This is a genomic window from Streptomyces sp. NPDC000229 (genome assembly GCF_040300825.1).
In the GTDB taxonomy this organism is placed as follows: Bacteria; Actinomycetota; Actinomycetes; order Streptomycetales; family Streptomycetaceae; genus Streptomyces.
This window is the reverse complement of the sequence record NZ_JBEPEL010000112.1, coordinates 1-20,270: the sequence shown is the minus strand read 5'-3', so window position 1 is coordinate 20,270 and position 20,270 is coordinate 1. Positions and strand designations below refer to the sequence as shown.

Below are 20,270 nucleotides of genomic sequence, written 5' to 3'. Positions count from 1 at the left end.
GGTGGCGCCGAAGGCGACGAGCTGCGCGTGCTGGAAGCGGATCTCCTGCTTGGCGCGGGCGAAGAACTCGGTGTCGCGCGGGTTGGCCCCGGGCCGTGAAGGGGTGCGGGTGTCGGACCGGGGGTCAGACCACTTGGTGGAGCCAGCGGACCGGGGCGCCTTCGCCGGCGTAGCGGAAGGGCTCGAGTTCGTCGTCCCAGGGCTTGCCGAGGAGCCGGGCGATCTCCGCCTCCAGCTGGGTCTCGCCCTGGGCGGAGCGTACGAGCGCGGCGCGGAGGCGGTCCTCGGGGATCAGGATGTCGCCGTGGATGCCGGTGACCGCGTGGAAGATGCCCAGCTCGGGCGTGGCGCTGTAGCGCTCGCCCTCGGCGGTGGAACAGGGCTCGGCGGTGACCTCGAAGCGCAGCATCTGCCAGCCGCGCAGCGCGGAGGCGAGCTTGGAGGCGGTGCCCGGTTCGCCCTGCCAGGAGAACTCCGCTCTCCAGGTGCCCGGGGAGGCCGGCTGCCGGATCCAGTCGAGTTGGACCCTCGCACCGAGCACTCCCGCCACCGCCCATTCGACGTGCGGGCACAGCGCGCGCGGTGCGGAGTGTACGTACAGGACTCCACGTGTCGTCACCGGGACCTCCAGTGTGGGACGAGGTTCGCCTTTCCCAGCGGCCTCAGTAAACAGCATCGGGAGTGAAACTCCGCAAAAGGGACAGCATGTGACGTGATGTAATTTACCGGAGCCGGTTGGCGAAGGCGCCTGACGGTTCGACGGGGAAAAGCTACCGTGCGCCGGGGCGCTTGGGATGACGTACGGTCTGCCCGGGGGACCTTGACACCAAGCTTTCACTCGCCAGGACGCCGACGAAAGGGCTACCGGATGCCCGACAGCCGACGAGGCCGGATACGACCGCTCGCCGCGTGGGCGGCTGCCGCTGCCCTGGTGGCGGGCGCGGCGCTGTCCGGGTGCGAGGTGGAACCGGAGCGCGGGCCGGGCGTGGCGTCGCGCCCCTCCCCCTCACCCAGACCGACCCCCGCGTGGGACCCGAGCCCCGCCTCGATCGCGGCCGTCGGGGACTCGATCACCCGCGGCTTCGACGCGTGCGGGGTGCTGGTGGACTGCCCGGAGGCGTCCTGGGCGACCGGCGGCGACGCACGGGTGAACAGCCTCGCGCGGCGGCTCCTCGGACCGTCGGCGCTGCCCACCCGCAGCTGGAACCTGGCCAGGTCCGGCGCGCGGGTGGCGGAGCTGCCGAGCCAGATGACGAAGGCCGCGGCGAAGAAGCCGGGACTCGTGGCGGTGATGGTCGGCGCGAACGACGCCTGCCGGGACAGCAGCGACCTGATGACACCGGTCCCGGACTTCCGCGCCTCGTTCGAGGAGGCGATGCGGGAGCTGCGCAAGGCGTCGCCGAAGAGCCAGGTGTACGTGTCGAGCGTGCCGGACTTGAAGCGGCTGTGGTCGACCGGCCGGGGCAGCGCGCTCGGCAAGCAGGTGTGGAAGCTGGGCGTCTGCGCGTCGATGCTGGGTGACGCCGACAACCTGGGCGTGGCGGCCGAGGAGCGGCGCGAGGAGGTGTACGAGCGGGTGGTGGCGTACAACGAGGTGCTCCGGGACGTGTGTGCGAAGGACCGGTTGTGCCGGTACGACGGCGGGGCGGTGTTCGACTACCGGTTCACCGGCGAGCAGCTCAGCCCGTGGGACTGGTTCCACCCGAGCAGGAACGGCCAGGAGCGGCTGGCGGAGATCGCGTACCGGATCATCACCGCATGAGTGCACGATGTGAACCGGGCGGCCGGCTGGCCGACGGTACGGCTGTCCATCGCTGGGTCCTGGAGCGGGGCGGCACCCGGGTGGGGGTGCTGACGTACGGCGGCATCGTGCAGTCGGTGGAGGTGCCCGACCGGGACGGTGCCGTGGCGAACGTGGTGCTGGGGTACGGCTCCCCCGCCGGTTACGAGGCCGATCCGGGGCCGTACTTCGGGGCCCTGGTGGGGCGGTACGCGAACCGGATAGCCGGCGGGGCGTTCACCCTGGACGGCCGCGCCTACCGGCTGGCCCGCAACGGCGGCCCGAACAGCCTGCACGGTGGCGAGCGCGGGTTCGACAAGCGGGTGTGGGAGGCGGAGGCGGTCGACGGCGGCGTACGGCTGTCGCGGGTGAGCCCGGACGGCGAGGAGGGGTTCCCCGGGCGGCTGGAGGTCTCCGCCGCGTACACCCTGGACGCGTCGGGCGCGCTGCGGATCGCGTACGAGGCGGTCACGGACGCGCCGACGGTCGTGGCCCTGACGAACCACACGTACTGGAACCTGGGCGGCGCGCACGAGATGCGGCTCGCGGCCGGGCACTTCACGCCGCTGGACGGTGCCGCGATCCCCACGGGTGAGATCGCGAAGGTGGACGGCACCCGGCTCGACTTCCGTACGTCGCGCCCGGTGGGCACGGGTCTCGACCACAACTTCGTGCTGGACGGTGACGGTGACCGCGACGGCCCGGCGGCGGAGCTGTACTCGCCGGTCACCGGACGGCTGCTGACGGTCCGTACGACCGAGCCGGGCCTCCAGGTGTACGCGCCCGACCACCTGGACGGCGTCGCCCTGGAGACCCAGGCCTTCCCCGACTCCCCGAACCGGCCGCAGTTCCCGAGTACGGTCCTGCGGCCCGGCGAGGTGTACGCGTCGGAGACCGTGTACGCGTTCGGGATCCGCTAGTCCGTTCCACCGACCGTCAGCGTGGCGCGGAGACGGGTGTCGGTCAGGGAACGGCCGACGTGGATCTCGTACGTACCGGAGATCGCCGTCCACCCGCCGGTCTTCTCGTCCCAGATCTCGAACGCCCGTCGGGGGAGCCCGATCTCGGCCTCCACGGTCTCGCCGGGGCCCGCCTCGACGCCCGCGAAGCCGGCCAGCCGGCGGGCCGGGCGCCCCATCCGGTCGTCCACGGGGGCGACGTACAGCTGGACGGTCTCGCGGCCGGGGCGGGAGCCGGTGTTGCGGACGCGGATCGTGGCGCTCTCCGGGGACAGTTCCAGGGCCTCGTACGCCCAGGTGGTGTAGCCGAGGCCGTGGCCGAAGGGGTACGCGGGCGTGGTGCCGGCCCGGTCATAGGCGCGGTAGCCGGTGAAGAGGCCCTCGCGGTAGTGGAGTTCGCCGTTCACCGGGGTGACCTCGGTGACCGGGGCGTCGGCGAGCGCGGCCGGCCAGGTGGTGGGCAGGCGGCCGCCGGGTTCCTCGGCACCGAGGAGCACGTCGGCGAGCGCGGCGCCGCCTTCCTGGCCGGGGAACCAGCTCAGCAGCACGGCGGCCACGTCGTCGCGCCAGGGCATCTCGACGGGGGAGCCCGCGTTGACGACCACGACGGTGTCCGGGTTGGCGGCGGCGACGGCCCGCACGAGGTCGTCCTGGCGGCCGGGGAGCTTCAGGTCGGCACGGTCGAAGCCCTCGGACTCGACCCGCTCGGTGGTGGCGACCACGACGATCGCGGTGTCGGCGGCGCGGGCGGCCTCGGCGGCCTCGGCGATCAGCTCGTCGGGGTCGCGCCGCGGCCCGAGGTGGACCAGGGAGAACATCACGCCCGGCAGCGGCGCCGCGTGCTCCTGGCCGAGCGGGTGGAACAGCGACACCTCGACCGGCACGCCCTCGGTGAGGGCGGCCTTGCCGCGTTCCAGCGGGGCGCCGAAGAACGCCTCGAAGGGGTCGGCCTCGTCGCCCATCTCCTGGACGCCGTCGTAGAGGATCTCGCCCGCGACGGTGAGGGTGAAGGCGCCGAGGCCGCGCGTGCCGAAGGCGTGCTCGCCGCTCTCGCGGGGCGTGAAGGTGCCGGTGACCTCGATGCTGTGCAGGGTGTCGTAGGTGACGCCCTCGGGGAGGTCGTCGCCGATCCACTGGACCTGGCCGCCGGGCAGGGACCCTTCGCCGAGGACGTTCCCTTCCGCGTCGCGGCAGACGGCGCGGAGCGTGAAGCCCTGTCCGGCGGGGGTGAGTTCGTCGCTGGGGTCGGCGCCGACGGCGTAGGCCAGCGCATCGGCGGGGAGGGCGGCGGTGAGACCGTCGAGCGGGGAGACGATGTGGTCGGGGAAGACCTGCGCGGAGCCGCCGCCGAGGACGCGGGCGTCGCGGGCCGCGGCGCCGATGAGCGCGACGGTGCGGCCTCGCGTGAGGGGCAGGGCGCCCTGGTTCCGTACGAGGACGAAGGAGCGGCGGGCGATCTCACGGGCGAGGGCGTCCCCGTCGAGAGGCGCCGGCAGCTCGGTGACGGCCGGCTCCGCGCCGTCCAGGGCGCCGACGCGGGCGGCGAGGCGCAGTACGTTGCGTACGGCTCCGTCGACGACCGTCTCGTCGACCTCGCCGGCCCGCACGGCTGCGGCGAGCGCCTCGCCGTACACCGTCCGGGGGCCGGGCATGGCGACGTCGAGGCCGCCTTCGACGGCACCCTTGGTGTCGCGGGCGGCCATCCAGTCGGAGACGTTGCAGCCGTCGAAGCCCCACTCGCCGCGCAGCACCTCGTTGACCAGGTGGTGGTGCTCGGTCATGGTGCGGCCGTTGACCTGGTTGTAGGCGGTCATGATGCCCCAGGGGCGGGCGTTCTCGACGATCGCCTCGAAGGGGGCGAGGTAGATCTCGCGGAGCGTCCGGTCGTCGATCCTGTTGTCGACGGTGAAGCGGTCGGTCTCGGCGTCGTTGGCGACGAAGTGCTTGACGGTGGTGCCGACGCCGCCGTCCTGGACGCCCAGGACATAACCGGTGCCGATCTCGCCGGTGAGGTACGGGTCCTCGCTGTACGCCTCGAAGTGGCGGCCGCCGAGGGGTGAGCGGTGCAGGTTGACGGTGGGGGCGAGGAGGACGTGGACGCCCTTGCGTCGGGCCTCCTGGGCGAGGAGCCGGCCGGCGCGGCGGGCGAGGGCGGGGTCCCAGGTGGCGGCGAGCGCGGTGGGGGACGGCAGGGCGACGGACGGGTCGTCGGCGGTCCAGCGGACGCCGCGTACGCCGATCGGGCCGTCGGACATGACCAGCGACTTCAGGCCGATCTCCGGGAGGGCGGGCAGGGACCACATGTCCTGTCCGGCCAGGAGACGGGTCTTGGCGTCCAGGTCGAGCGTGGCGAGTGCTGCCGCGACGGCCCTCTCGCGCGCCTCTTCACGTGCCTCGTCGCGCGCCTCTTCGTGCCGGGTGCCGGTCGGGTCTGTCACTGTCGTACCTCCGTGTCGGCGTGCGTGCAGTGCGCTCATGGTGCGCCCTTTACCTGTAGGGCGGTAGGTTTCGTTATCTTTCCGTAATAGAAGATGTGGAGTGCGCGGATGGCAGCGGCCAGGGCCAGGAGCGAGGAGCGGCGTGCCGAGATCGTGCGCGCGGCCCTCGAAGTGATCGCCGAGCGGGGCTACCGGGGCGCGTCGCTCGGGGCGGTCGCCGAACGGGTCGGCCTGACCCAGCAGGGGCTCCTGCACTACTTCCCCACCAAGGAGGCCCTGCTCGTCGCGGTCCTGGAGGAGCGCGACCAGTGGGACACGGGCGGGAGCGGGGCCCGTGAGGGCTGGCGGCTCGACCTGCTGGACTCGCTCGTCGAGTACAACGCGATGCGACCGGGCATCGTGCAGACGTTCTCGGCGCTGCTCGGTGAGAGCGTGACGGAGGATCACCCGGCGCGGGAGTTCTTCACCCGCCGTTACGCCCAGGTGCGGGGCGAGATGGCAGCCGTCCTGCGGGCGGCGTACGGGGACCGGCTGCCCGGCGGGCTGACCCCCGAGCAGGCGGCACCGCTGATGACGGCCGTGATGGACGGACTCCAGTACCAGTGGTTGCTGGATCCGGACGCGGTGGACATGCCGGCCGCCTTCCGGGACTTTCTGCGGCTGTTGGGGGCGCGATAGCGTTCCGGCACCCCTACGGAAGGCTGCGCCTGTGTCACGAATACGGTTGCGTACGACGCTCGTTGCCGCGCTCGCCGCGCTGACGGTTTCCACGCCTCCCTCCCAGGCGGCATCCCCCGCCGTGGAGCCCACCGTCGAGGAGGCCCGTCTCGACCGGGCCGTACCGCGGGAGATCCTCGCGCGCAGCGGATTCGACACGGTGGCGCCCGAGTTCGCCGCCGCGCTGGGTGGTGCCGGGTCGTACGCGGCGGCCGAGCGGGCCGTCGTACGGCACGCCTCGCGGCTGTGGCAGCGGGCGGTGGACCGGACGCAGGGACGGGGACCGGCGCGGGGCGACCTGAGCCGGGACGACGACCGGCCGCTGTACTGGGCGCGGCTGGCCATGACCCGTGAACTGCGCTCGTGGGAGCCGGGCTTCACCCTGTCCCCGGCCGCGCGGGCGCGGCTGCTGGACCGGCTGGAGACCGCCTCGCGCGGCCAGGACGCGATCCGCTTCCCCGCCGGGAAGGGCGTCAAGCGGGTGCTGATGACCGGGTTCGACCCGTTCACGCTGGACCGGGACATCCGGATCAGCAACCCGTCGGGCGCGGCGGCGCTGGCGCTGGACGGGACGCTGATCCGGACGGCGGACGGGCGCCTCGCCCGGGTGGAGACGGCGGTGTTCCCGGTGCGCTGGGCGGACTTCGCGGACGGCGAGGTGGAGCGGACGCTCCGGCCGCACCTGCCGCGCGTGGACGCCTTCACGACGGTGAGCCAGGGCCGGGTCGGCCGCTTCGACATCGAGCGGTTCAACGGGGCCTGGCGCGGTGGGTTCGGCGACAACGAGAACGTGTCCGAGAAGGGCCTCGTACCGGTCTCGGACCCGGCGTCCCAACCGCAGTGGACCACGACGACCCTGCCGTACGCGAAGATCGTCGCGGCCGGCACGGGCCGGTTCCCGGTGTACGACAACACGTCGGTGACCGAGGTCCCTGCGGGCGGTACGGCCCCGGTGGTCCGGCCGGAGGGCCCGACCCCGGGTTCGGCGGCCCGCGCGGGCGGCGGCGGGGACTACCTGTCCAACGAGATCGCGTACCGCGCCACACTGCTGCGCGACCGGCTGGGCCTGGCGGACCTGCCGGGCGGGCATGTGCACACGCCGGTCCTCCAGTTCGGCGCGGGCAACACCGGCGCGGTGACCGACCCGGAGTTCCTGCGCAACCGGGCGGACATCACGTCCCAGGTCAGGTCCGTCATCGCGGTGGCCGCAGCGGGGAGTTGAGTCAGCGGACGGCGGCCAGGATGTGGCTGTGGCCGTACTGCCAGACCACGCCCACATGCTCGAACCCGGCCTCGCGCAGCAGGTCCAGGTGGCTGGAGATGGTCAGGTCGTTGCCCTCGCAGCGCGGGTGCCGGTGGCTCCCGCGCCGGTCGAGGAAGCGCGCCAGCTCCGGGTCGGAGGCGGCGCCCGACCACCAGGACTCCCAGTCGTCGTGGGAGAAGGTCAGGTGCCGTTCGGCGTGGCGGCGTCCGATGTCGACGGCCAGCTCGGAGACCTTGGGCGAGTCCGGGCTGATGTGGTCGCCGTTGACGAGGACGCCGCCGGGGCGCAGCCGCCCGGCCAGTTCCCGGTAGACCCGGCGCAGGGTGGGGCGGTCCAGGTAGTGCAGGGCCGTCGCCGACACGGCCGCGTCCACCGGGCGGTCCAGGGCGAGCGCGTCGAGCCAGCCGGGGTCGCCGATCATCGCCTCGACGTAGCGCAGGGCGGAGCCGTAGTACGTGCTGCCCAGCTCCAGCAGGAGCGGGTCGCCGTCCACGGCGAGCACCTCCGCGCCCGGGAGGCGGCCTGCCAGCCGTGCCGCCAGGGAGCCCGGTCCGCTCCCGAGGTCCAGGACGAGCGGCGGCTCGGTCTGGCCGCGCGTCACATGCTCGACCACGTCCGCGATGACGGTGAAGCTCTCCTCGCGGTCGACCGCGTACCGCTGTTGCTGGTCCTCCCAGCGCTCCACCCACCGCGCGGCCGTCACCGCGTTCATTCCCATAGCCGCCCGTGTCCTCCACACCTCACGACCCGCTTCTGCTATTGAAAATCATTGCAGATTGGCGAGCGTGGCGAGCAGCCTTTCCATCTCTTCGGGTGTGTTGTGCACATGGAGGCTCACGCGTACGGATCCGTCCCTGTCGCCCCTCCCGGCCTGGCAGTGGCCGTCGGACCGCACCATGAACCCGTGGCTGAAGAGGATGAAGCCCAGGTCGTGGGCGTCGATCGCCCGGTGCCGGAAGGTCACCAGACTCCGCCGCCGCTGCACCTCGGACCCGGCCGCCAGGCTGGTGCGGCAGCCGAGGACCTCGTAGGTGCCCTCCATCCGGCTGAGCCCGTCGGTCAGCAGGGAGGTCAGCGCCACGGTCCAGCGTTCGATCCGGTCGGTCCCGGCCTCCTCCAGCCAGTCGAGCGCCGCCACCAGGGAGGCGATGCCGACCGTGTTCGGGGTGCCCCGCCAGCCGCCCGGCCGGAAGTCGGGACCGCGCCGCCGCCGGGCCCACACCGCGCCCGTACCGGGCAGGGCGAGCGCCTTGTGGCCGGAGAACACCACGAAGTCCACGTCCAGGTCGGCCACGGACACCGGCAGGTGCCCGACGCTCTGCGCGGCGTCCAGGCAGATGGGGACGTCCGGCCCGACGACCCGGCGGAGGCGGTGCACGTTCATGTCGGCGCCGTACACGTGGTGCACGTGCGTGGCGGCCACGAAACGGGTACGGGGGCCGACGATCGCCGCGAGCGCCGCCGGATCGTAGTCGCCGGAGGCCGCCTGGTACGGCAGCTCCCGGACCCGGATGCCCACGCCCTGGCGGGCCAGCAGCTCCTGGACCTCCAGCCAGGGCGACAGGTTGGCCTGGTGGTCCTGGAACGGGACGACGATCTCGTCCCCGTCGGCGAGGAGTTCGGGCAGCCAGTCCCGGGCGACCGAGCGCAACCCCTCCGTCGTCCCGCTGGTGAAGTGCACGGCCGACCGGTCCGGTTCCGGATCGCCCAGGAACCGCTTGACCCGCTCGCGGGCGTCCTCCACCAGCGCGGTGGTGGAGTTGGCCCAGGGGTAGGAGCCCCGGCCCGCGTTGGCGTTGGAGGTGGTGAGATAGCGCTGGACGGCGTCCAGCACGGCCCGCGGCTTCTGCGCGGTGGCCGCGCTGTCCAGGTAGGCCAGATCCGGGTGGCCGACGACGATCGGGAACTGGGCGCGCAGCGCCCGCTGCCAGCGCTCCAGCTCCTGGAGGACATCCGCCACCTCAGTCACGCACCAGTGGCGCGCCCGCGTCCCGCCAGGCCACGATGCCGCCGGCCAGGCTGCGTACGTCGGGGTGGCCCATGCGCGTCAACAGGGCGGCGTACCGGGCTGACTTCTCCCCCACTGGGCACGCCAGCAGCACCGGCTGCCGCTTGCCGAAGGGCAGGCCGCCCCGCAGGAGTTCGTCGAACAGCTCGTCGACGATGTTCACCGAGCCGTCGATGTGCAGCGCGGCGTACGCGAACGGGCCGCGCAGGTCGATCACCAGCGGCCGCTGCTCCGCGATCCACTTCTGGGCGTCGGCGACGTCGATGACGGTGGCCGTACGGGCCTCCGTGTCGGTGAGCGTGGCCACCGAGTTCTTCACCGGCGGCCGCCCCAGCAGCTCGGGGCGGCGCTCCCGTACGTACCCGAGGTAGCTCTCGACCCGGTCGCAGACGATGAAGACGGCTGTCTTCCGCTCCGCCGACTCCCCGTCCAGGGCCTTGAGGTGGCGTACCGCTCCGAAGTACGCGGCTCCGCCGGTCGGTCCGGCGAGCAGACCGCAGCGGCGCAGCAGGGTCACCATCCCGTCGATGGCCTCGTCGGCGCTCACCGCCTCGATGGTGTCGTAGGTGGCCGGGTCGAAGAGGCCGACCTCCTGCACCTCGTCGGCGGTACGGATGCCGGGGATGAAGTCGCTCTTCTCGCCGACGAGCCCGACGACGTTCACCGCCGGGTCGTGGGCGCGCAGAGCCCTGGCGACGCCGGTGGACGATCCGGCGGTGCCGACGCAGGCGATGAACCAGTCCGGGGCCCGGCCGTCGAGGTCCGCGATGATCTCGGGGCCGGTACCGGAGGCGTGCGCCTCGGCGTTGAGGGCGTTGAAGTACTGGTCGGTGTGGAAGTGGGCGCTGCCGGGCCGGTTCAGCCGCTGGTGGAAGAGGGTCAGCGGGTCGTCGGTGTCGGTCGGGTCGAGGCACTCGGACCGCCCCGGCAACTCCTCGATCTCGGCGCCCAGGAGAAGGAGCAGGTCCTTGATCTCGGGGATGCGCATCCGGTTGGTGACGCTCTTGAACGGCAGGCCGTGCAGGCCCGCGATGAGCGCGAGCGCCTTGGCGGTGTTGCCGCTGGACAGTTCGACGACCGTTTCGCCGCGCTCCCTGGCGGCGGCGAGGCCGTCGCGGGCCATGTTCCACGCGGCCCGGTCCTTCAGGGAGCCGAAGGGGTTGAGCATCTCCAGCTTGGCGTAGAGGTCGATGGTGCGCAGACCATGGACCTCGGGGTCGATACGCACCAGCGGTGTGCCGCCGATGGCGTCGGTGATGCTGTCGTACCTCATGTGCGCTGTCCCCCCGGTCGTGTGATCGGCCAGTACTGCTCGTCGAGGCACCATTTCCAGGACTCCCCTTCCTGGTGAACGGCGACTTTGCGGGCGACGGGCTGCTGCTGGGCGTGGGTGGCGCCGAAGTCCATGCAGTAGCCGGCGGTGTTGGGGAAGACGAGGAGGTCGCCGGGGCGCGGCAGCCGGGGCAGGTGGACGGTGCGGCGGGTGATCAGGTCCGACTCCAGGCAGAGGTTGCCCATCAGGTGGACGGGCGCCGGCCCCTCCCGCGGGCCGTCGTCGCGGGGCAGGAGGACGGGGTCCATGAGGACACCGTGGTCCTCCAGGCCGACGTCACCCGCGTTCATCGCGAGGCGCACCAGGTGCTCGCCCGTTTCCGTGTGCCGTACGTCCAGCACCCTGCCGAGCGTGAGCCCGCACTGGTCCACCAGGGCCCGGCCGGGCTCGACGTACAGCTCGTGGAGGCTCTCCAGCAGCAGGGTGCCCAGCGGCCGGCCGCCGAGGCCGGCGGCGGGGCGCGCCAGCAGCTCGTCGAGGTAGTCGGCGCCGGCGAGGGGGCGGTGCGCCGGGTAGAGGCCGAGGGAGCCCTTGAGGGTGCCGCTCTCCATGCGGAGGCCGTAGCCGTGGCCGCCCCAGGTCATGGGCGGGCGGTGGCCCATGACCGCGTGGGTGAGCGCGGTGGTGTACCGGTCCCACTGTTCGGCATGGGCGAGGTAGTTGACGCCGAAGCCGCCACCGACGTCGATGGCGCGCGGGGAGAAGCCGCGCGCCTGCATCTCCTCCATGGCCCGCAGGCAGCCTTCGAGGGCGGCCGCCTTCTCGTCCAGGCTCGTGGTGTCGAGGTGGTAGCCGACGCCGATCGGCTCCAGCTCGTCCCGGTGCCGGTCGACCGTGTCCAGCAGGTGCTGCAGGGACCGTGCCGGGGAGCCGAAGCGGCTGCGGCGGGACAGCAGGGTGGTGCCGGACGTCTCGAACTCGGAAAGCCGCAGCACGATGCGGAGCCGGGGCAGACCGTATTCCCGTACCAGACCGGCGGCCTGCTCCACCTCCCCGGGGCCGTCGGCGTTGACGACCGCCCCGGCGCGGGTGGCCAGCCACAGGAATTCCGGGTCCTTGGGTCCGGTCGTCATGATCCGGTCGCCCGTCCATCCGGACGCCAGGGCGTGCTGCAACTCGCCGAGCGACGCGGCGTCCAGAGCGGCGTCCGTGGTGACCAGCCGCCGGACCAGCGCGCTGGAGCGGTTCGCCTTGTGCGCGAAGAAGATCCGGCCGGTGAGCCGGTGACGGCGGAAGACGGAACGGAAGCGCTCCACGTTCTCCGCGATCTGGTCCGGCAGCACGACGTTCAGGGGTGAGCCCAGCGCGTCCACCAGGGTGTGGAGGAACGATCCTCCCGACTCCAGGAGGGCGGCCGACCGCTCCTCCAGGCGCGGTTCCAGGTGCAACGGCTCCCCGGCCGTGCCCGCTGTGTTCGTCCCGCCCTTGTCCGTCCCGTCCTTGTTCGTCCGAGCCGTGCTCATCCCAGCCGTGCTCATCCCAGCTGTTCCTCCCGCGAGGAATACCGACCGGCGCCCGTCGTCGTCCCGCTCTTTATGCCCAACTTTCCCTGACGGGATGGCGGCGGGGAAGGAGACGGCCGGATTCAGCCGTTGTGGATGGTCACGTCACGCCCAGCGTGATCCCCAGCCCCATCAGTGTGGCGCCGATGGCGCGGTTGAGGGCCTTCTGGGCGCGCAGCATCGACGTACGCAGCCGGGAGTGGGAGAAGAAGAGCGCCACCAGACCGAACCAGGCCAGGTGGGCGAGGGACATGAACAGGCCGTAGGCGCCCTGCTGCCACCGGGACGTGTCCGGGCCGACGACCTGGGTGAAGGTGGAGACCACGAACAGCGTGGTCTTGGGGTTCAGTACGTTCGTGAGGAAACCGGTGCGCAGCGCGCCCCACCGGGACAGGGTCTGCTTCGGCTCCAGGTCGACGGTCACCTCCGCGCGGGAGAAGAACGTCCGCAGGCCGATGTAGACCAGGTAGGCCGCGCCCACCAGCTTGATCGCGGTGAACAGCGCGGCGTTGGCGGCGATCAGCAGGCCCACGCCCAGCATCGTGTACGTGACGTGGACGAGGACGCCCGCCGCGACTCCCGCGGCGGCGAAGAGGCCGGTCGTCCGGCCGTAGAGGTAGCTGTTGCGCACGACCATCGCGAAGTCGGCGCCCGGGCTGATGACCGCGAGGACCGTGATGGCGGCGACGGCGAGCAGCTCAGGCATGCGCCGTCCGGCCGGTCCTGCCGGCCTTGTCGTCCGCGTCCGTGCCCGCGTCCGTGCCCGCGTCCGCGGGGGAGTCACGCGGTGCCTCCAGGTCGCGGACCATCAGCGTCGCGCCCGCGACGGCACCCGGCATCAGGAACACGGCGACGAACGGCACCAGGAAGGCGAGGGTCAGCGGGACGCCGAAGCCCAGGGTGAGCATGCGGCGGCCGCGCAGCATCGCGAGGCGCTCCTTGAGCTCGACGCGGCGCCGCTGGAGCGCCACCGCCGTGAGCTCCTCGGCCAGGAAGAAGCCGGAGACGCAGAAGCCGAGCACCGGGACGACGGTCTGGCCGACGACGGGGATGAAGCCGAGCGCGAAGAGGGCGATGCCGTACAGCACGACGCGTACGAGGATGCGCAGGCTGTCGCGGGCGGAGATCCACAGTTCGCGCCAGAGCGGGAGCCCGGACCGGGGCACGTCACCGCCCTCGGTGCGGTCGACCTCTTCGGAGAGCGACTCGTAGAAGGGCTGGCCGACGAGGAGCGTCACGGCGGTGAAGGTGACGACGGCCAGGAACAGCCCGAAGGCGAAGAGCAGTGCGGTCAGGAAGCCACGGAAGGCGCCCTGCCAGGGCGAGGACCAGTCGTCCGCGAAAGGCGTCGCCCACGCGGTCAGGTCGTCCGCACCGTACGCCAGACCGGCCAGCGCAGCCGCATACAGCACCAGGGTCACCAGGCCGGGCAGCAGCCCGAAGCCGAACCACCGGCCGTGCCGGCCGACCCAGCGCTGGCCCTTCACCAAGTAACCGAAGCCCACCCCGAGATCACGCATGGGTTCACCCTATCGGCTACCACGCGCACGTCATCGGCGCGCTGACCGGCGAGGTGGTGCTCCGGGCGACCGGCCGGACGCGGGAAGAGCTGTTTCCTCGGCCTGCCCGAGGAGCACGGACCGCGCTTCCGCCCGGTCCTGCCGATGGCCCCGATGCCGGAGCAGCGGGCCGGGCTCGCGGGATTCCAGGACCCGACGCTGCCGTACCCGTTCCTGGGCGCGGGCCGGCCGGAATGGCCCGCGGGCGGGCCCGGCGTACGGGTACACGCGCCGCCGGGTGCGAGCGGAGGGCCGGGTGCGAGCGGAGGGCCGCACCCTGGGTGGGTGCGGCCCTCCGGCACGTGCGTACGCCCCCGTACGGGCGCGGTGATCAGGCGACGTCGAGGTCGACCGTGATGTTGCCGCGGGTGGCCTTGGAGTACGGGCAGACCTGGTGGGCCTTCTCGATGAGCTCCTTGGCGGTGGCGGCGCTCACGTTCGGGATCTTCGCCGAGATCTTGACGATGATCCCGAAGCCCTCGGCGTTCTTGCCGATGCCCACCTCGGCCGTGACCGTCGAGCCGGAGATGTCGGCGCCCTCCTGGCGGGCGACGACACCGAGCGCGCCCTGGAAGCAGGCGCTGTAACCGGCGGCGAACAGCTGCTCGGGGTTGGTGCCCTCACCGGAGCCGCCCATCTCCTTGGGCGGGTTCACGACGACGTCGAGCTTGCCGTCGTTGGTGGCGACGCGGCCGTCACGCCCGTTCTCGGCGGTGGCGACGGCGGTGTACAGAACGTCGGACTGCTGGATCGACATGTAAGAGGTTTCCTCCTGTGATGCGCCGCGACTCGCGCCCACGATCGCGGCGGGCTGGAGGTGAGCCTATCGGGTGAGCGAAACGATCATCTTGCCGGTGTTCTCACCGCGCAGCATCCCGAGGAAGGCCTCGACGCCGTTCTCCATGCCCTCGACGACGGTCTCCTTGTACTTGAGCTCGCCGGAGGCCAGCCACCCGGCGACCTCCTTGACGAACTGCGGCTGGAGGGCGGCGTGGTCGCCGACCAGCATGCCCTGGAGGCGCAGCCGCTTGCCGATGACCAGCGCGAGGTTGCGCGGGGCGGGGGTCGGCTCGGTGCTGTTGTACTGGGCGATCATGCCGCAGATGGTGGCGCGGCCGTGCACGTTGAAGGACGAGATCGCGGCCTCCAGGTGCTCACCGCCGACGTTGTCGAAGTAGACGTCGATGCCGTCGGGGGCGGCTTCCTTGAGCTGGGCCGCGACGGGGCCGTTCTTGTAGTTGAAGGCGGCGTCGAACCCGTACTCCTCGGTGAGGAGCCTGACCTTCTCGTCGGAGCCGGCCGAGCCGATGACCCGGGAGGCGCCCTTGAGCTTGGCCATCTGGCCGACCTGGCTGCCGACGGCGCCGGCCGCGCCGGAGACGAAGACGACGTCGCCCTCCTTGAAGGACGCCACGTCGAAGAGCCCGGCGTAGGCGGTCAGGCCGGTCATGCCGAGGACGCCGAGGTAGGCGGAGAGCGGGGCGAGGGACGCGTCGACCTTGGTGGCGTGCTTGGCGTTGACGTCGGCGTACTCGCGCCAGCCGAGGCCGTGCAGGACGTGGTCGCCGACCGCGAAGCCCTCGGCGTTGGAGGCGACGACCTCACCGACGGCGCCGCCGTCCATGGGGTGGTCGAGCTGGAACGGCGGCACGTACGACTTCACGTCGTTCATCCGGCCGCGCATGTACGGGTCGACCGAGAAGTGCAGGTTGCGGACGAGGATCCGGCCCTCGGCCGGCTCGGCGACGGGCGCCTCGCGGAGGGCGAAGTCCTCGGGCTGGGGCCAGCCGTGCGGGCGGGCGACGAGGTGCCATTCGCGGCCGGACGCGGGAAGAGCGGACATGCTGCGTGCCTCCTGGAATTGCTTCACGCTGTGTTTCTTTCACAACCTGAAACAACCATGCGCCTGGATATTTAAGGTTGTCAAGTAAATGGGTATCCTGGATCCATGTCCAGCAGACGTACAGACCCGCTCACCCTCGAAGTGGTCGAACTGATCGGCACGGTGGTGGCCCGCTACCACGAGGAGTACGAGCAGGCCGCCGCGCAGCACTCCCTGACCGGCGCGCAGGCGCGCGTCCTCGGGCTGCTCGCCCTCCAGCCCACTCCGATGCGCCGCATCGCGCAGTCGCTGCGCTGCGAACCGTCCAATGTGACGGGCATCGTGGACCGGCTGGAGGCACGCGGCCTGGTGGAGCGCCGCCCGGACCCGGCGGACCGGCGGGTCAAGATCGCCGCCGCCACGGACGAGGGCCGCGCCACCGCCGGCCGCCTGCGGGACGCCCTCGACTTCGCCCGCGAGCCCCTGGCCGCCCTCTCGGAAGCCGAGCGCACGGCCCTGCGCGACCTGCTGCGGCGGATGCTGGGGGACGGAGCGGCGTAGCCGCGCCGGCCGACGGCGGGGCCGGGCCCTGGGCGGCGGACCGGACGAGCACGCGCGGGAGGCGGGCACGCCGGTGCCGGACCAGCAGGGGCGCCCTACACGCACCACCAGAGGAACCAGTCGCACGACTCGGTCGGCGTGGGTTCCGGGGTCGGCTCCGCGGGCGGCGGGTCGTCGGGAGCCGGCTCGTCGGGGGCCGGGTCCTCCGGATCGTCGGGGTTGCCGGGCTCGCCGGGATCGCCCGGCGGCGGGTCCTCCGGAGCCGGATCCTCCTGGCCCGGGGCCTCGGGGCTTCCCGGCTCCTCGGGGGCGTCCGACGGCCGCGGGGCGGAAGGGGTGCCGCCCGGCCCGGCTCCGGGGGCGGAGGCGGACGCGCCGGGCGCGCCCGTCGGGGCGCCGGACTCCGGGGTCGCGGCGGCCGAACCGTCCTCGGGGTCGCCCGGCGCGGAGCTCGTCGACACCGGTTCGTTCACCGGACTCGGGCCGTCCGGCGCCTCGGAGCCCTCCGGCTGCTCGGGCGGCGGCTGCGGTACCGCCACGTCGTCCTGCCGTACGGCGGTGGCGGCACCGTCCTCGCCGGGGTGCTCGATCGCCAGCTCCGCCAGGCTCAGCAGTCCGGCCGCCAGGATCAGCGCGACCAACCCGATCAGCAGCTTGCGACCCCGCCGCTTGCGGGCCCGGCGCCCCACCGGGCGCGACCGCCGGGAAGCGGGCTGGGCGCGGCGCGCCTGCCCACGCGCACGACGAGACTCCGCAGGCGGATGCACGTCGTCCCGGTCCAGCTCGTAGACGTGTTCCGCCGCGGACGTCTGGGGATCGTGCCGGAGCTCCTCGACGGGCGTACCGCACCCGGCACAGGCCAGGGCGCCGTTGAGGTGCCGCTGACACTGGTCGCAGTAATCCATGGCGCCCGCAGATTATGCGGCGCCGGGACACCAGAGGTACTCGCGACTGTGAGGATCCTGTGTGGAAACGGCCAATGTCCGGCGCGCCGCTCGATTCGTACGCAAGGCATACGGAAGGGGCAGGATGTCGGCATGAGAGCCCCCGGCACCCCCTCCGCCCCATTTGGTCCCCTCGACTTCCAGCTCGTCCTGCTGCGCCGGATGGCCGACCACCAGCCGGGCCTGGTCGAGGACGCCCGCCGTGAGCTGGGCGTGTCCATCGCCGGCATGCGGGAGGCCAACCGCCGCTGGCAGGCCATGACCCGCTCCCCCGGTTCCCGGGGCGCACTCGCCCGCTACCGCTCCGTGCTCGGCGAGCCCGAGTCCCGGACCCGCCGCACCATCGGCGACCTGGAGTGCGACGCGCTGCTGTGGCCGGTACCGCTCTGGCCCGACCTCCGCTTCGAGGTGCTGGCCGCGCCCGGCGGCGGCCCGGTGTGGAACGAGTGGCTCGTCCGCGCCCCCGGGGCGGCCGGCCCCGAACTGCGCAACGTCGCCGACCTGCGCCCGTGGAGCTGCACCGTCGACGAGGTGGCCCGCGCCTTCCCGCCGGCCCGCCCGATGGAAGGCAGCGCGCCCACCCGGTGGCGGCTGGCGTTCACGCCGCCCGACGGGGCTCGTTGCGTGGCCGAGTTCACCTGGGGGCTGCTCCAGCGGCTCGTACAGGCACCCCGGCGTGTCGTAGCTCCTTCGGCCGCTGCGTGTCACCCCGTCAGCTTCCCCGGCGCGCGCCGCGCGCCCCGCGAACGCACGATGCGAGGACGTACCGCTCCTGGGAGGATCCGCACCGTGACCGTCAGTCTCGAGCAGTTGCGCCGCTGCCATGTCGCCGTCGACCTGGGGGCCGCCAGGACCCGGGTCTTCGTCAAGGGTGCCGGACTCGTCGTCGACGAGCCGAGCGTCGCCGCCGTCAACACGCGCACCGGCGCGCTGATCGCCGTCGGCGACTTCGCGGAGAAGATGACCGGCCGCACCCCCGATTACATCCGTGTCGTACGCCCCATCGCCGGTGGCAGCGTCGTCGACATCGAGATGGCCCAGCGGATGCTGCGCCACCTCCTCGGCGAGAAGCTCCGCCGCCAGCTGCGCCGCAAGCCGATGCTGCGGGCCGCCGCGTGCACCCCGCACGACAGTGACCCGCTCGCCCAGCGCGCCACGATCGAAACGCTCGTCGGGCTCGGCGCCCGCCGGGTGGAACTCGTCGACACGCTGATCGCGGCGGCGGTCGGCTGCGGGCTGCCGGTGGAGGAGCCCACCGCCACCATGATCCTGGTGTGCGGGGCGGCCACCACGCAGGTCGCCGTGCTGTCGCTCGGCGCGATCGTCACCGCCGAGCGCATCCCGGTGGGCGGCAACGCCATCGACCACGCCGTCATCCAGTACCTGCGCCACCAGCACGAGCTGATGCTGCCCAGCCAGTCCGTACGCCCCCTCCAGCTCGCCCTGCACGGCAACGGCCTCACTCCGCACGGCCCGGCGTCCACCGAGATCCACGGGCGGGACGTGGCCACGGGCCTGGCCCGCTCGGTGCTCGTCGACACCGCCGCCGTACGCCAGGCGCTGCACACCCCGCTGACGGCCGTGCTCGACGGCATCGGGAAGGTGCTGCGTGACTGCCCGCCCGACCTGGTCGCCGACCTCGTCGACCGCGGGATCATGATGGTCGGCGGCAGTGCGCTGCTGCCCGGCCTGGATCAGATGCTGCGCAAAGCGACCGGGATGCCGGTGCAGATCGCGGAACGGCCCGACATCTGTGCCGTACTGGGGCTCGGGGCCATGCTGGAAGGCCGCGTCCAGCCCATCACGCTCAACCCGCTCGCCGAAGCCGAGTGACGCACGGGTGGCCGGGGGCGGGCTGCCGGAGCTGCTCGAGGCGGTACTGAACGTCGGTACCGACCTCGAGCTGCGCACCACCCTCCAGCACCTCGTGGAGTCCGCCGCCGGACTGACCGACGCGCGGACCGGCGCCCTCGCGGTCGTCGACCCCGACCGCGGCCGCCCGGCCGAGCTGTACACGGTCGGCATGACGGAGGAGGACCGGCGGCACATCGGCAGCCTGCCCGGCGGACCCGACGGCCTCGGCGGACCCGACGGCCTCGGCGTACCGGTCCGGGTCCACACCGAGGTGTTCGGTCACCTCTTCCTGACCGGGAAGCGCGGCGGGCCGTTCACCGAGGAGGACCTGGCGATGGTGCGCGTCCTCGCCTCGCAGGCGGGTATCGCGATCGGCAACGCCCGGCTGTACGAGACGGCCCGGCAGCGGGAGCGGTGGATCGAGGGCGCGGCGGCCGTGACGACGGCGCTGCTGACGGGTGAGGCGGCGGCCGACGCGCTGATGACCGTCGCCGAGCGGGCCCGGCTGCTCGCCGACGCGGCGGCCGGGGTGGTCCTCCAGCCCACCGACGAGGACGGTATGGAGATCGTGGCCGCGTCGACGCCCCACGACCCGGGCGACCTCGTCGGCACGACGATCGCGCCCGGCTCGCCGGTCCTGGTCCCACTGCTCGGCGGGGAACCGGTGTTCATCGAGGACTCGGCGACCGATCCCCGGATGACCACGCACGTCCGTACACGCTTCGGCCCCTCGATGATGCTCCCCCTCCAAAGCGGCGGGAAGCTGATCGGCACCCTCGCCCTGCCGCGCCGGCGGGGCGGCCGCCCGTACACGGCGGTGGAGCGGCAGCTGGCCTCCCAGTTCGCCTCGCAGGCCGCACTCGCGCTGGTCCTCGCGGACGCGCGAGCCGACCGGGAACGGCTCGCCGTGTACGAGGACCGCGACCGGATCGCCCGTGACCTGCACGACCTGGTGATCCAGCGGCTGTTCGCCACGGAGATGATGCTGGAGTCCACCCGGCGACGGGCGTCCGACGCCGTGGCGGTGGACCTGCTGGGCCGGGCGGTGGACGAGCTGGACTCCACCATCCAGGAGGTCCGCACCGCCATTTTCGCGCTCCAGCAGCCCCCGGCCGAGGCGCCCCGGTCCTTCCGCGGCCGGGTGCTGCGCGAGACCGGTGGCGCGGCGGCCCTGCTGGGCTTCCAGCCGTCCGTCCGCTTCACCGGCGCGGTGGACGCCCTGGTCACCGACCCGGTCGCCGAACAGCTCCTCGCCGCCCTGCGCGGCGCCCTGGCGGCGGCCCACCGCCGGGCGGGCCTGACGGCGGTGGACGTCGAGGTCGACGCCATGACCACCCTCCCGGACGGACGCCCCGGCATCGGCCTGACGGTCACGGACGACGGCGCGCGGGACGACGGCACGCGGGGCACGACCGTGACCTGGCAGTCGCCCCGCTAGGGCGTGTCTTTTGGATCAGGCCGGATCAGCGAGCGGGGTCTGGTGCGTGCAGATGCAAGGCGGAGGAGCGAGCCACTGCGGAGCATTGGCG

The 20,270-nt window shown here is 72.8% G+C and carries 18 protein-coding genes; 7 read left to right on the top strand and 11 right to left on the bottom strand.

Annotated features, from left to right (window positions below; genetic code table 11):
- Positions 1 to 124: 124 nt before the first annotated feature.
- Entirely contained in the window at positions 125 to 619 is a 495-nt protein-coding gene (locus tag ABT360_RS32675) for a DUF3145 domain-containing protein (RefSeq protein ID WP_351824737.1), read from the bottom strand.
- A 249-nt stretch (positions 620 to 868) separates the two neighbouring features.
- On the opposite strand from ABT360_RS32675, the gene ABT360_RS32670 reads away from it, so the two are divergent.
- Positions 869 to 1,762, top strand: a complete 894-nt coding sequence (locus ABT360_RS32670) for an SGNH/GDSL hydrolase family protein (RefSeq protein WP_351824734.1) — start codon at positions 869 to 871, stop codon at positions 1,760 to 1,762.
- Positions 1,759 to 2,700 carry an aldose epimerase family protein gene (locus ABT360_RS32665; RefSeq protein WP_351824731.1) on the top strand — a complete coding sequence of 314 codons (942 nt, stop codon included), beginning with the start codon at positions 1,759 to 1,761 and terminating at the stop codon, positions 2,698 to 2,700. The genes ABT360_RS32670 and ABT360_RS32665 overlap by 4 nt, the downstream gene beginning before the upstream one ends.
- Here ABT360_RS32665 and ABT360_RS32660 read toward each other — a convergent pair.
- On the bottom strand, positions 2,697 to 5,216 hold the full coding sequence (locus ABT360_RS32660; protein WP_444852367.1) for a beta-glucosidase: 2,520 nt from the start codon (positions 5,214 to 5,216) through the stop codon (positions 2,697 to 2,699). The two genes, ABT360_RS32665 and ABT360_RS32660, sit on opposite strands and share 4 nt — an antisense overlap.
- A gap of 69 nt (positions 5,217 to 5,285) precedes the next feature.
- On the opposite strand from ABT360_RS32660, the gene ABT360_RS32655 reads away from it, so the two are divergent.
- Positions 5,286 to 5,855: a TetR/AcrR family transcriptional regulator gene (locus ABT360_RS32655; protein WP_351824725.1), complete on the top strand. Its 570-nt coding sequence runs from the start codon at positions 5,286 to 5,288 to the stop codon at positions 5,853 to 5,855.
- A 31-nt stretch (positions 5,856 to 5,886) separates the two neighbouring features.
- Positions 5,887 to 7,116 carry a pyroglutamyl peptidase gene (locus ABT360_RS32650; protein ID WP_351824722.1) on the top strand — a complete coding sequence of 410 codons (1,230 nt, stop codon included), beginning with the start codon at positions 5,887 to 5,889 and terminating at the stop codon, positions 7,114 to 7,116.
- A gap of 1 nt (position 7,117) precedes the next feature.
- Here ABT360_RS32650 and ABT360_RS32645 read toward each other — a convergent pair whose 3' ends face one another.
- From ABT360_RS32645 to ABT360_RS32610, 8 genes are all read right to left on the bottom strand, one after another.
- Complete coding sequence (locus ABT360_RS32645; protein WP_351824719.1) at positions 7,118 to 7,876, bottom strand: class I SAM-dependent methyltransferase; 759 nt, start codon at positions 7,874 to 7,876, stop codon at positions 7,118 to 7,120.
- Positions 7,877 to 7,924: 48 nt separating this feature from the next.
- Positions 7,925 to 9,127, bottom strand: a complete 1,203-nt coding sequence (locus ABT360_RS32640; RefSeq protein ID WP_351824716.1) for an aminotransferase class V-fold PLP-dependent enzyme — start codon at positions 9,125 to 9,127, stop codon at positions 7,925 to 7,927.
- The gene (locus ABT360_RS32635) at positions 9,120 to 10,439 is read right to left on the bottom strand and encodes a pyridoxal-phosphate dependent enzyme (protein ID WP_351824713.1); all 1,320 of its coding nucleotides are present in this window, start codon (positions 10,437 to 10,439) and stop codon (positions 9,120 to 9,122) included. The genes ABT360_RS32640 and ABT360_RS32635 overlap by 8 nt, the downstream gene beginning before the upstream one ends.
- Positions 10,436 to 11,977 (bottom strand): Y4yA family PLP-dependent enzyme, encoded by a 1,542-nt coding sequence (locus ABT360_RS32630; RefSeq protein WP_351824710.1) that lies wholly within the window; start codon positions 11,975 to 11,977, stop codon positions 10,436 to 10,438. Before ABT360_RS32630 ends, ABT360_RS32635 begins: the two co-directional genes overlap by 4 nt.
- 124 nt (positions 11,978 to 12,101) lie before the next feature.
- A complete protein-coding gene (locus ABT360_RS32625) occupies positions 12,102 to 12,707 on the bottom strand; it encodes a LysE family translocator (protein WP_351824707.1) in 606 nt (201 codons plus the stop codon).
- Entirely contained in the window at positions 12,700 to 13,521 is an 822-nt protein-coding gene (locus tag ABT360_RS32620; protein WP_351824704.1) for an EI24 domain-containing protein, read from the bottom strand. Before ABT360_RS32620 ends, ABT360_RS32625 begins: the two co-directional genes overlap by 8 nt.
- A 370-nt stretch (positions 13,522 to 13,891) precedes the next feature.
- The gene (locus ABT360_RS32615) at positions 13,892 to 14,317 is read right to left on the bottom strand and encodes an organic hydroperoxide resistance protein (RefSeq protein WP_073751683.1); all 426 of its coding nucleotides are present in this window, start codon (positions 14,315 to 14,317) and stop codon (positions 13,892 to 13,894) included.
- Between the two features lie 66 nt (positions 14,318 to 14,383).
- Positions 14,384 to 15,403 carry an NADP-dependent oxidoreductase gene (locus ABT360_RS32610; protein WP_351824700.1) on the bottom strand — a complete coding sequence of 340 codons (1,020 nt, stop codon included), beginning with the start codon at positions 15,401 to 15,403 and terminating at the stop codon, positions 14,384 to 14,386.
- A 105-nt stretch (positions 15,404 to 15,508) separates the two neighbouring features.
- Here ABT360_RS32610 and ABT360_RS32605 point away from each other — a divergent pair, with 105 nt between their 5' ends.
- Complete coding sequence (locus tag ABT360_RS32605) at positions 15,509 to 15,943, top strand: MarR family winged helix-turn-helix transcriptional regulator (protein ID WP_351824697.1); 435 nt, start codon at positions 15,509 to 15,511, stop codon at positions 15,941 to 15,943.
- Between the two features lie 95 nt (positions 15,944 to 16,038).
- Here the strand turns inward: ABT360_RS32605 and ABT360_RS32600 are convergent, their stop codons facing one another.
- Positions 16,039 to 16,848 carry an SCO2400 family protein gene (locus ABT360_RS32600; RefSeq protein ID WP_351824694.1) on the bottom strand — a complete coding sequence of 270 codons (810 nt, stop codon included), beginning with the start codon at positions 16,846 to 16,848 and terminating at the stop codon, positions 16,039 to 16,041.
- 828 nt (positions 16,849 to 17,676) lie between these two features.
- Between ABT360_RS32600 and ABT360_RS32595 the strand changes: the two genes are divergently transcribed.
- Both ABT360_RS32595 and ABT360_RS32590 read left to right on the top strand, forming a co-directional pair.
- Positions 17,677 to 18,720: a rod shape-determining protein gene (locus ABT360_RS32595; protein ID WP_351824740.1), complete on the top strand. Its 1,044-nt coding sequence runs from the start codon at positions 17,677 to 17,679 to the stop codon at positions 18,718 to 18,720.
- A 7-nt stretch (positions 18,721 to 18,727) separates the two neighbouring features.
- The gene (locus tag ABT360_RS32590) at positions 18,728 to 20,179 is read left to right on the top strand and encodes a GAF domain-containing protein (protein WP_351824691.1); all 1,452 of its coding nucleotides are present in this window, start codon (positions 18,728 to 18,730) and stop codon (positions 20,177 to 20,179) included.
- The last annotated feature ends 91 nt before the right edge of the window (positions 20,180 to 20,270 follow it).

What these genes read in the sequence shown, in the direction of transcription:
- ABT360_RS32670 (WP_351824734.1), top strand. Translation starts at nt 869, where the DNA reads ATGCCCGACAGCCGACGAGGCCGGATACGACCGCTCGCCGCGTGGGCG.
- ABT360_RS32665 (WP_351824731.1), top strand. Translation starts at nt 1,759, where the DNA reads ATGAGTGCACGATGTGAACCGGGCGGCCGGCTGGCCGACGGTACGGCT.
- ABT360_RS32660 (WP_444852367.1), bottom strand. Translation starts at nt 5,216, where the DNA reads ATGAGCGCACTGCACGCACGCCGACACGGAGGTACGACAGTGACAGAC.
- ABT360_RS32655 (WP_351824725.1), top strand. Translation starts at nt 5,286, where the DNA reads ATGGCAGCGGCCAGGGCCAGGAGCGAGGAGCGGCGTGCCGAGATCGTG.
- ABT360_RS32645 (WP_351824719.1), bottom strand. Translation starts at nt 7,876, where the DNA reads ATGGGAATGAACGCGGTGACGGCCGCGCGGTGGGTGGAGCGCTGGGAG.
- ABT360_RS32635 (WP_351824713.1), bottom strand. Translation starts at nt 10,439, where the DNA reads ATGAGGTACGACAGCATCACCGACGCCATCGGCGGCACACCGCTGGTG.
- ABT360_RS32630 (WP_351824710.1), bottom strand. Translation starts at nt 11,977, where the DNA reads ATGAGCACGGCTGGGATGAGCACGGCTCGGACGAACAAGGACGGGACG.
- ABT360_RS32625 (WP_351824707.1), bottom strand. Translation starts at nt 12,707, where the DNA reads ATGCCTGAGCTGCTCGCCGTCGCCGCCATCACGGTCCTCGCGGTCATC.
- ABT360_RS32620 (WP_351824704.1), bottom strand. Translation starts at nt 13,521, where the DNA reads ATGCGTGATCTCGGGGTGGGCTTCGGTTACTTGGTGAAGGGCCAGCGC.
- ABT360_RS32615 (WP_073751683.1), bottom strand. Translation starts at nt 14,317, where the DNA reads ATGTCGATCCAGCAGTCCGACGTTCTGTACACCGCCGTCGCCACCGCC.
- ABT360_RS32610 (WP_351824700.1), bottom strand. Translation starts at nt 15,403, where the DNA reads ATGTCCGCTCTTCCCGCGTCCGGCCGCGAATGGCACCTCGTCGCCCGC.
- ABT360_RS32605 (WP_351824697.1), top strand. Translation starts at nt 15,509, where the DNA reads ATGTCCAGCAGACGTACAGACCCGCTCACCCTCGAAGTGGTCGAACTG.
- ABT360_RS32600 (WP_351824694.1), bottom strand. Translation starts at nt 16,848, where the DNA reads ATGGATTACTGCGACCAGTGTCAGCGGCACCTCAACGGCGCCCTGGCC.